This is a genomic window from Pseudomonas sp. KCJK8993 (assembly GCF_046230915.1).
Lineage (GTDB): Bacteria > Pseudomonadota > Gammaproteobacteria > Pseudomonadales > Pseudomonadaceae > Aquipseudomonas > Aquipseudomonas piscis.
Genome location: NZ_JBJJLO010000082.1, coordinates 20,836 through 30,609 on the forward strand (window position 1 = coordinate 20,836; position 9,774 = coordinate 30,609).

The window sequence follows — 9,774 nt, forward strand, 5'->3', positions numbered from 1 at the left end:
GGGGATCGGTCGTGCACGACGAGGCCCTACAGCTTGGCGCTGGAGCGGCCCGGTTTTTTCGTCTGCAGCAGGTGCGAGAACACCGCGTGCAGGTCGTCCGAGGCACTTTCCTCGTCGAGATTGAGCTTGCTGTCGATGTGGTCCATGTGGTGCATCATCAGGTTCACCGCCAGCTCGGCATCCCGCGCCTCGATGGCATCGATCAGCTGGGTGTGCTCGTCGTAGGAGCAATGGGAACGGTTGCCGCTTTCATATTGGGCGATGATCAGCGAGGTCTGGGATACCAGGCTGCGCTGGAAGCTGATCAGCGGGGCATTTTTCGCCGCCTCCGCCAGCTTCAGGTGGAACTCCCCGGAAAGACGGATGCCGGCTCCGCGATCGCCACGGGAGAAGCTGTCGCGCTCCTCGTTGACCATCTGCCGCAGCTCCAGCAACTGCTCGGTGGTGGCGTGCTGCACCGCCAGCTCGGTGATGGCCCGCTCCACCAGGCGCCGGGCGAGGAACACCTGGCGCGCCTCCTCGACACTCGGGCTGGCCACCACTGCCCCACGGTTGGGACGCAGCAGCACCACGCCTTCGTGGGCCAGGCGCGAGAGCGCGCGACGGATGATGGTGCGGCTGACCCCGAAAATCTCCCCCAGCGCCTCTTCGCTCAACTTGGTACCGGGCGCCAGGCGCTGTTCGAGAATGGCCTCGAAGATATGCGCGTAGACGATATCGTCCTGGGTTCCGCTGCGTCCGGCCTTGCCTGCTCGCGGTTGTTTCTTCAGGGGTTGCAACTGTTCGTTCATGGGCACTCGGGTCGGGAGGACTGCAGCGGTGTCAGCGTGACTTTAATACGCCACGGTGGGGCGCTGGCAAGTATCGCGTTAAAACAGGTGCACATTGTACACAACCCTTGGGACGCAACAGTAAAAAGTGTGCTTGCCCCCCGTTGGCGCACCCGGACTGTACGGCTGTTTGCAGGCGCGGCTGTATGGCAACGGCAAGCACGGTTTACGTTTAGGCTTGGGCCCTTGGACCTTCGGCATCGCAGTGCCCTCCTTCGCGGCTCGCGCCCTGGAGGAAGACCGGTCCATCGCGTCTTTCAAGAACAAGGAACTCCATGATGTCCGATGCCACCCCCGCGCAACTGCGCCCCTTGGCCGACACTTCGCCTTCAGCCATAGTCGCCGGCTTCATCGCCATGATGACCGGCTACACCAGCTCCCTGGTGCTGATGTTCCAGGCCGGACAAGCCGCTGGCTTGAGCAGCGGCCAGATCTCCTCGTGGATCTGGGCCCTGTCCATCGGCATGGCGATATGCAGCATCGGCCTGTCCCTGCGCTACCGCACCCCTGTCACCATCGCCTGGTCGACCCCCGGCGCCGCGCTGCTGATCACCAGCCTGGGAGGCGTGACCTACGGCGAAGCCATTGGCGCCTATATCACCTGCGCGGTGCTGGTCATCATCTGCGGGCTCACCGGCAGCTTCGAACGCCTGGTGAAAAAGATCCCGGCATCCCTGGCGGCAGCCCTGCTGGCCGGGATCCTGTTCAAGATCGGCAGCGAGATCTTCGTCGCCGCCCAGCATCGCACCGCCCTAGTGCTGGGCATGTTCTTCACCTACCTGGTGGTCAAGCGCCTGTCACCGCGCTATGCGGTGCTGGCAGCCCTGCTGATCGGCACGGCGCTCTCCGGGATGATGGGACTGCTGGATTTCAGCGGCTTCAAGCTGGAAGTGGCGACCCCGGTCTGGACCACCCCGCACTTCTCCCTGGCGGCCACCATCAGCATCGGCATCCCGCTGTTCGTGGTCGCCATGACCTCGCAGAACATGCCCGGGGTCGCCGTGCTGCGGGCCGACGGCTACAACGTACCAGCCTCGCCGCTGATCACCGCCACCGGCCTGGGTTCGTTGCTGATGGCGCCCTTCGGCTCCCACGGCATCAACCTCGCGGCCATCAGCGCGGCGATCTGCACCGGGCCCCATGCCCATGAAGACCATGGCAAGCGCTACACCGCGGCGGTCTGGTGCGGGATCTTCTACGGCATCGCCGGGACCTTCGGCGCCACCCTGGCCGCGCTGTTCGCCGCCCTGCCCAAGGAGCTGGTGCTGTCTATCGCCGCCCTGGCGCTGTTCGGCTCGATCATCAACGGCCTGACCGTCGCCATGAGCGAAAGCAAGGAGCGCGAAGCAGCGCTGATCACCTTCATGGTGACCGCGTCCGGATTGACGCTGTTCTCGGTGGGCTCGGCGTTCTGGGGCATCGTCGCCGGGGTGCTGACCCTGTTGATCCTCAACTGGCGCAACGCCTGAAGCCTGGAGCCGGCGAATGGCGCCCACGCCAAAACCCGGGACAAGCCCGAGGCCGGAGCAACGATCGATAGGGAAAAAAGGAAAGGTTGCCCTCGGGCAACAACGCACGGACGACCCGGCCGGGTCGTCCGTGCATGACATCACGCGGTCGGGTTGATCGCGTTGTCCGGGTACCACACATCCAGCAGCGGGCTGACTTCAACGTTGGTCAACTCGGTGCGCGCCTTGAGCCAGGCTTCAACGGTGGCACGTTGCTCTTCGCTGACGGAACCACGCTTGCTCAGGCAAACCAGGCCGAAGTCGTCACCGCCCACATAGCCCAGGCCGTTAGCTTCCATCGCTTCTTTGAGGAATGCGTCGAGGAAAGCGTCGATGGCTTCGTCGGACAGATCTTCTTTGAAATCCAGGTTCAGCTCAAAACCCAGCTCCTGGAATTCATCTACGCAGAGCTTTTTGCGCAGACGGCGGGAACGGTTAGTGGCCATGGAACAATCCTCATCAGTAATAACGGGCGGCACTTTACCAGTTTAGCCAGGTGATTGCCTGACTCTATGAGAACGTCGGTCGGCCATTGGCAAAAAAAATACCGCCACCGCGAGCCGTGGCACGGCACAAGCCGCTATACCTTGGGGCATAATGCCGACACTTTCATGACCACTGAGGGATTTTCGTTGGTACCCCTCGCCTTTTTTCCCCTCGACTGCAGGGTTCCATTCCATATGATCAAATCGTTGCGTCCACTGCTGCTCGCCAGTGTCGTCTTGCCCCTGGCATTCCAGGCTTACGCCGCCCCGATCAACACCACCCTGACTCCCAAGGTCCAGCAAGCCCTCAAGGCCGCCAAGGTCCCGGACAACGCCCTGTCCCTGGTGATGCTGCCCCTCGATGGCCCAGGCACCCCGACCATCTTCAACGCCGACGTATCGGTCAACCCGGCCTCCACCATGAAGCTGGTGACCACCTACGCGGCCCTGGAAATGCTCGGTCCGACCCACCAGTGGAAGACCGAGTTCTACACCGACGGCACCCTCAGTGGTGGCATCCTCAACGGCAACCTGTACCTCAAGGGCGGCGGCGATCCCAAGCTGAACATGGAGAAGCTCTGGCTGCTGATGCGCGACCTGCGGGCCAACGGCGTGCAGCAGGTCACCGGCGACCTGGTCCTGGATCGCAACTATTTCGTCCAGCCGCAATTGCCGGAATTCGATGACGACGGCAAGGACGAGAACAAGCCGTTCCTGGTCAAGCCCGATGCCCTGATGGTCAACCTCAAGGCCCTGCGCTTCGTCGCCCGCAACGACTCCGGCCGGGTGCTGGTATCGGTGGAGCCGCCAATCGCCAAGATCCGCATCGACAACCAGGTCAAGGCCCTCAGCGGCAAGCAATGCACGGGCGATGTGCGCTACAACCCGGTGCCCCAGGCCGATGGCAGCGTGATCGTCACCGTCGGCGGCCAGCTGGGCGATGGCTGCAGCTCGCAGACCTACCTGTCGCTGCTGGACCATGCCACCTACACCGCCGGTGCGGTACGGGCGATCTGGAACGAACTGGGCGGCAGCATCCAGGGCAAGGATCGCCTGGCCGTGGTGCCCAAGGACGCCAAGGTCCTGGCCCGGGCCTTCTCCCCGGACCTGGCGGAGATCATCCGCGACATCAACAAGTACAGTAACAACACCATGGCCCAGCAGCTGTTCCTGAGCCTGGGGGCCAAGTATCGCAACGAAGCCGACGGCGACGACGCCAAGGCCGCGCAGCGGGTGGTGCGCCAGTGGCTGGCGAGAAAAGGCATCACCTCGCCACACCTGGTGATGGAGAACGGCTCCGGCCTGTCCCGGGCCGAGCGGGTCAGCGCTCGGGAGATGGCCGGCCTGCTGCAGGCGGCCTGGAAAAGCCCCTACGCTGCCGAGTTCATCAGCTCGATGCCTATCGCCGGAATGGACGGGACCATGCGCAAGCGCCTGAAGCGCACGGCCATGAGCGGCGAGGCGCACATCAAGACCGGCACCTTGAATACGGTTCGGGCCATCGCCGGCTACAGCCGCGACGACAACGGCAACACCTGGGCCGTGGTGGCGATCCTCAACGATCCGCAACCCTTCGGCGCATCCTCGGTGCTGGACCAGGTCCTGCTGGACCTCTATCGCCAGCCCAAACTGGCCGGTAGCGCGGCAACACGCTAGGCCCTGTTGCAGCGGTGGCCTCTGCGCCGCCGCTGCCGTTCACACCTGCTCGGGCTGCACCCGGTCGCGCCCGGCCTGCTTGGCGGCATAGACGCCAGAGTCGGCCCGCAGCAGCAAGCCATCCGCGCCCTCGCCCACGCGCCAGCTGGCAATGCCGAAGCTGGCGGTGACCCTGCCCACCGGTTCGATCGGCGCACCGCGCAAGCCCTGCCACAGCTCCTGGGCCAAAACCTGCGCCTGCCGGCCATTGGTGTCCGGGCACAGGAGCATGAATTCCTCGCCCCCCAGGCGGCAGAACACATCGGTGCGGCGCAAGCGCCGGCTGATGCGCTGGCACACCCCGCGCAACACCTGGTCGCCCACGGCATGGCCATAGCGGTCGTTGATCCGCTTGAAGTGGTCGATGTCCAGCATGATCACCGCCATCTCCCCGCCGCTGCGCTCCAGGCGCTGCATCTCATTCTGCAACTGCTCCTGGAAATAACGTCGGTTGTAGATACCGGTCAGGGCGTCGGTGACCGACAGCGCACGCAACTCTTCCTCGACCCGCTTGAGATCGGAAATATCCGAGATATAGCCGTGCCATAGCACCCCGCCACCGGGCTGGCTTTCCGGGCTGGCCGCGCCGCGCACCCAGCGCAGGCCACGCTCCGGCAGGCAGACCCGGTACTCTTCGCGCCAAGGGCTCAGGTGCCGCGCCGACACCTGGATTGACTGGCGTATCCGCTCCAGGTCCTCGGGATGAATGCGTTCGAACACCGGCGCGGCATCCTCTTGCAGTTGCTGCGGATCGATCTCGTAGATCTCCCGCAGCCCATCACTGGCATAGCTGAAGCTCATGTGCCCGTCGGCGTCGATCTTGAACTGGTAGATGCCGCCAGGAACATGGGCACTGAGCCGCTTGAGCAAACGGTCACGGGCGGCCAGGGCCTCGTGCACGCGCTTGCGCTCGGTGATGTCGATGCAGATCGCCAGGTGGCCGATCCACAAGCCCTGGTCGTCGAGCACCGGGGTCGCCAGCATGTTCACCGGCAGGTGGCTGCCATCGCGACGCACCAGGGTCCACTCCCGGGCTTCCTGGCCACGCGTCGTGCCCTCTTCCACCAGCATCGCCTGGGACATCGGGATCGGCTTGCCATAGCGCTGGCTGAGGCTCTGGGCCCAGCTCTCCAGCTCCTTGGGCAAGTGCAGGCTCTCCAGGGTCAACACCCCCACCACTTCGCTGCTGCTGTAGCCGAGCATCTGCTCGGCCCCGGCGTTGAAGGTGGTGATGATCCCGCGCAGGTCGGTGGCGATGATCGCCACCTGGGTCGCGGCGTTGAGCACGCTGCGCAGCTGGCTGTGGGTCCCGCGCAGTTCGTGTTCGCGACTGCGCAGCTCGGCGGTGCGCTGCTCCACCAGGGTCAGGGCCCGCCGGCGCTGGCTCACCAGCACATAGAGCAAGGCACTGAGCAACAGGCTCAAGAGACCGCCGAGAATCACCAGGCTGGCCAGGGAAAAATGGTTCGCATGCAAGAAGGCCGCCCCCGGACGGATCTCCACCTGGTAATCGCGGTCCGCCAGGCGCAGCAAGCGGCTGGCATGCAGGTAGCCATTGATCGGCGGGTTGTTCGATTCGTAGAGCACCTCGTGCCGGCCTTCGCTGGACAGGTCGAGGATGCGCACCGAGAGATTGTCGCTGGCCGGGACCGACAACCCTTCGGCCACCAACTGCCGCAGACTGATCACCGCCAGTACGTAGCCGTCAGGCCGCGATTGCTGCTGACCACCGTGCACAGCGCGCCGGACCGGGGCCGCCATCACCACGCCGCGGGCATAGGCCGGGTCGACCGCCACCAGGTGCACCGGCGCCGACACCGCCATGCCGTCCAGCTCCCGCGCCCGCTCCAGGGTGGCCCGGCGCAGGGGCTGGGCCAGCAGATCGTAGCCCAGGGGCGAGCCCATCGGGCTCTGGGTCTGGCTGTACAACACCGGGGCATAGTCCTCGCGCTCGCCGGCCGGTTCCATTTGCCCGGCGCCATTGAGTTGCAGGATGGAGAAACCTGCCACGCCCTGGTCTCGCACCTCCTGCTCGAAGGCCGGACGCTGGGCACGACTGATCAGCGGCGCCCAGGCATAGGCCTGGGTACGGCGCAACAGGGGTTTGGCATAGCCATCGAAATCCTGGCGACTCACCAGGTCGGAATTGACGAAGAAACGCCGCAGGCCATCCAGGCGTTGCTCCTGGTCCTGGAAGCGTTCCTCGATGCGGCTGTAGCGCTCGCTGGCCAGCAACTGGAAGCGCTGGCGCAACTGCTGCTTGTTGAGGTTGTAGGTGGACCAGGCCAGCAGGCCGGTCAGAATGCCACCGGCCAGCAGCACCAACAGGGCCACCAGCCAGGCGGAAACTTCTTCACTGATGAAACCCAGGATTTTCGGGCGTACCACATGCAACGGCATAAGTAGAACTCATCACGCCAGCGAGTTTGGGTGTCATTCGGACTTGCTGTGAGTTATAGCCATTAGCCATTAATTTGACCAGTATCAAGCCATTCCGAAGCCTGGAAATTCAGGCCTCGGTGGGCTTGTGCGGCCTTCAGCGAACGCTGATTTTCCAGGCGCGGTGAATCTTGCCGTTACGGGCGAAGTCCGGATCGATGGTGCTCGCGGTGATCTCCTCGACCTGGTAGCGCGCAACGAGATTCTCATCCAGCTGGAACTTGCGGAAGTTGTTGGAGAAATACAGCACGCCGCCCGGGGCCAGGCGCGCCAGGGCCAGGTCGAGCAACTGCACATGGTCACGTTGGACGTCGAACACCCCTTCCATGCGCTTGGAGTTGGAGAAGGTCGGCGGGTCGATGAAGATCAGGTCGAACTCGTCGCGGCAGGTTTCCAGCCAGGCCATCACGTCGCCCTGCTCCAGGCGGTTCTTGTCGGAAAAGCCATTGAGCGAGAAGTTGCGCCGCGCCCAGTCCAGGTAGGTTTTCGACAGGTCGACGCTGGTGGTGCTGCGCGCCCCGCCCTTGGCCGCATGCACGCTGGCGGTAGCGGTGTAGCAGAACAGGTTGAGGAAACGCTTGCCCGCCGCTTCCTTCTGGATGCGCATGCGCATCGGCCGGTGGTCCAGGAACAGCCCGGTATCCAGGTAGTCGGTGAGGTTCACCAGCAGCTTGACCCCGCCTTCGCGGACCTCGGTGAACTGCCCCTGGGCCCCCTGGCGCTCGTACTGGCGGGTGCCGCTCTGGCGCTCACGGCGCTTGATCAGCACACGGCTCTTGTCGACGTCGAGTGCCACGGGGATCGCCGCCAGGGCATCGAACAGCCGGGCCTGGGCTTTCTCCGGATCCACCGACTTGGGCGCCGCGTATTCCTGCACATGCACCCAATCCTGGTACAGGTCGATGGCCAGGGAGTATTCGGGCATGTCGGCATCGTAGACCCGGTAGCACTCCACACCCTCGCGCTTGGCCCACTTGCCCAGCTGCTTGAGATTCTTCTGCAGGCGGTTGGCGAACATCTGCCCGCCTTCGCTCAAGCGCGCCTGCTCCACCACCGGGGCCGGGGCTGGAGCCTGCTTGATCGGGTTGCCGTTCTTGTTGTACTGGCGCTCGACCGGCTCGGGCGTGGCCTGGGCCTGTTCGCGCTCCAACTGGCGTTGCTCGGGTGTCCGGCGCTCGCCAGTGACGAACTGGTCCGGCTGCACCTTGATCAACAGCAACTTGCAAGGCAGGGCACCGTTCCAAAACGAGTACTGCTTATGGCTGCGGATGCCCATGCGCTTGCCCAGCTCCGGGGCGCCGGTGAAGACCGCCGCCTCCCAGTTCAGGCAGGCCTGGCGCAGGCGCTCGCCCAGGTTCTGGTAGAGGTACAGCAGGCTTGCTTCGTCCCCCAGGCGCTCGCCGTAGGGTGGGTTGCTGATCACCAGGCCCTTCTGGTTCTGGTCCGGGCGCGGCTCGAAGGTCGCCACCTCGCCCTGGTAGATCTTGATCCAGTCGCTCAAGCCAGCACGCTCGACGTTGTTGCGACCCGGCTGGATCAGGCGCGGATCGGCTTCGTAGCCACGGATCCACAACGGCGGCCGGGCCAATCCGGCCTGGGCACGGGCCTGGGCCTCGTCGTGCAGCTTGCGCCACAGCGCCGGCACATGCCCCTGCCAGGCGGTGAAGCCCCAGCGCTCGCGCTTGAGGTTGGGGGCGATGTCGGCGGCGATCATCGCGGCCTCCACCAGGAAGGTCCCGACACCGCACATCGGGTCGGCCAGGGCCCCGCCTTCAGCGGCGATACGCGGCCAGCCGGCGCGGATCAGCACCGCCGCGGCGAGGTTTTCCTTGAGTGGCGCGGCGCCCTGCTGCAAGCGATAGCCACGCTGGTGCAGGCTGTGACCGGACAGGTCGAGGGAGAGAATGGCTTCGCCACGATCCAGGCGCAGGTGGATGCGCAGGTCCGGGTTGAGCTTGTCCACCGAGGGACGCTCGCCGGTTGGGGTCCGCAGCTTGTCGACGATGGCGTCCTTGACCTTCAAGGCGCCGAAGTGGGTGTTGTCGATGCCCGAGCCATGCCCGCTGAACTCCACCGCCAGGGTACCGTCGGCCAGCATGTGGTCCTGCCAATCGACATCCAGCACGCCCTGGTACAGGTCGTCGGCGTTCTTCATCGGGAAGCGCTTGAGGACCAGCAGGACCCGGTTGGCCAGGCGCGACCACAGGCACAGGCGATAGGCCGTCTCCATGTCGCCCATGCCGCGCACGGCGGAGGTGTGTTCGCGCGCTTGTTCAAGGCCAAGCCCGGTGGCTTCCTCGATCAGCAGGCCTTCTAGGCCTTTGGGACAGGTGAGGAAGAGTTCGTAGCGATCCGACATGGAGATACCAGGGCCTTAGGCAAATAAGTGAACGGACAACGCATCGCCCGCTCGGTTTTTAATCAAGCGCTTTTCTTCAAGAGCGCTCGTGTGGCACGCAACGTGCCGTCCCACCCCGGCGAGCAGGCTTTCTTGCAGGACAAAAGAGCTTAGAGACCGGGGCAGATGAAAAGTCAGGGCAACAAAATGACATAAGTCTACCCTTCGTCGAATAGTAGTTGAGTACAACCGTTCGACATTCTCACTAAAGCATTAACCTCATCATCTAGTAGAGGCCTGATCACAGCAGGCTTTGCTCCCGGGAGACCGTGCAAAAACCGCTCTGGCTTATGGCCTGGACAGCATTATGGTTACGTTCTTATGACAAAACGATCATTCACTTGCTGTGACCTATTGGTTAGAACTCAACACAGGTTGGCGCCGCAACGGCGTCGACAGCAAGGCTCGCGACGCCGGCA

General features: G+C 64.2%; 6 protein-coding genes. 2 read left to right on the forward strand and 4 right to left on the reverse strand.

What is annotated here, in order from left to right; translation table 11 throughout:
- Nucleotides 1-26: 26 nt before the first annotated feature.
- Nucleotides 27-791, reverse strand: coding sequence for a GntR family transcriptional regulator (locus ACK6AU_RS22455; RefSeq protein ID WP_022643289.1), 765 nt, complete (start codon nucleotides 789-791; stop codon nucleotides 27-29).
- Between the two features lie 317 nt (nucleotides 792-1,108).
- On the opposite strand from ACK6AU_RS22455, the gene ACK6AU_RS22460 reads away from it, so the two are divergent.
- Nucleotides 1,109-2,299 carry a benzoate/H(+) symporter BenE family transporter gene (locus ACK6AU_RS22460; RefSeq protein ID WP_409301455.1) on the forward strand — a complete coding sequence of 397 codons (1,191 nt, stop codon included), beginning with the start codon at nucleotides 1,109-1,111 and terminating at the stop codon, nucleotides 2,297-2,299.
- Between the two features lie 140 nt (nucleotides 2,300-2,439).
- Here the strand turns inward: ACK6AU_RS22460 and ACK6AU_RS22465 are convergent, their stop codons facing one another.
- Nucleotides 2,440-2,784 carry a YggL family protein gene (locus ACK6AU_RS22465; protein ID WP_022643287.1) on the reverse strand — a complete coding sequence of 115 codons (345 nt, stop codon included), beginning with the start codon at nucleotides 2,782-2,784 and terminating at the stop codon, nucleotides 2,440-2,442.
- 234 nt (nucleotides 2,785-3,018) lie between these two features.
- Between ACK6AU_RS22465 and dacB the strand changes: the two genes are divergently transcribed.
- Nucleotides 3,019-4,479: a D-alanyl-D-alanine carboxypeptidase/D-alanyl-D-alanine-endopeptidase gene (gene dacB, locus ACK6AU_RS22470; RefSeq protein ID WP_185699583.1), complete on the forward strand. Its 1,461-nt coding sequence runs from the start codon at nucleotides 3,019-3,021 to the stop codon at nucleotides 4,477-4,479.
- 39 nt (nucleotides 4,480-4,518) lie between these two features.
- On the opposite strand, the gene ACK6AU_RS22475 is transcribed toward dacB, so the two are convergent.
- Both ACK6AU_RS22475 and rlmKL read right to left on the reverse strand, forming a co-directional pair.
- Nucleotides 4,519-6,918: a diguanylate cyclase gene (locus tag ACK6AU_RS22475; RefSeq protein WP_409301458.1), complete on the reverse strand. Its 2,400-nt coding sequence runs from the start codon at nucleotides 6,916-6,918 to the stop codon at nucleotides 4,519-4,521.
- A gap of 136 nt (nucleotides 6,919-7,054) precedes the next feature.
- A complete protein-coding gene (gene rlmKL / locus ACK6AU_RS22480; protein ID WP_409301460.1) occupies nucleotides 7,055-9,316 on the reverse strand; it encodes a bifunctional 23S rRNA (guanine(2069)-N(7))-methyltransferase RlmK/23S rRNA (guanine(2445)-N(2))-methyltransferase RlmL in 2,262 nt (753 codons plus the stop codon).
- Nucleotides 9,317-9,774: the final 458 nt, after the last annotated feature.